At 30.3% G+C, this 636-nt stretch carries 1 protein-coding gene; it reads left to right on the forward strand.

Annotated elements, in window-relative coordinates; translation table 11 throughout:
• On the forward strand, window positions 1–636 hold a 636-nt coding region (locus tag ABCO64_RS10535), incomplete at both ends, for a M16 family metallopeptidase (RefSeq protein WP_343089437.1).

The following is a 636-nucleotide window of genomic DNA, read 5'->3' on the forward strand; positions in this document are numbered from 1 at the left end:
CTTTAAAGCAGAATACTCAAATAAGACAAGATACGCAGCGAAAAGATATTATGAACTTCTTTATAAAGATCATCCTTATAACATCAATCCTTTAGGCATTGAAGAAAAGATTGATTCAGTTACTTTAGACGATATAAAAAATGCCTATGAATCGATGTTAAAAAATCCTACCTTAATATCAGTCAGCGGAAATGTTAGTGAAGAAACTATTAAAACGTACGTTTCATCATTTACTTTATCGAAAAAACCTCTACCTAAAGATATCTTCATTAAACATGATTTCACTCATTTAAATGATATTAAAGAAACCCTAGAGTTATCTCAAGATCGTTTGTTTATTGGGCTTAAAAGCGGGATTTACTATAAAGATGATGATTTCTTTGCAATGAGTATTTTTAACACACTACTAGGGGAAGGTAGCGATTCATTATTATTTGATGTGGTTCGCGAAAAACATGCCTTAGCTTATTATGTTCATAGCGCTTATGCACCCTTTTCTTCATTAGTTACGATTGTTTCAGGGATGGAAAAAAAGAATATTGAAAAAGCAAAATCTTTAATAAGAGAAACCCTTGAACACATTAAAAATAATGCCTTTAGTGATGAAACATTTCAATTGGCTAAACAACAAAAAAT

This window comes from Methanocalculus natronophilus (genome assembly GCF_038751955.1).
In the GTDB taxonomy this organism is placed as follows: domain Archaea; phylum Halobacteriota; class Methanomicrobia; order Methanomicrobiales; family Methanocorpusculaceae; genus Methanocalculus; species Methanocalculus natronophilus.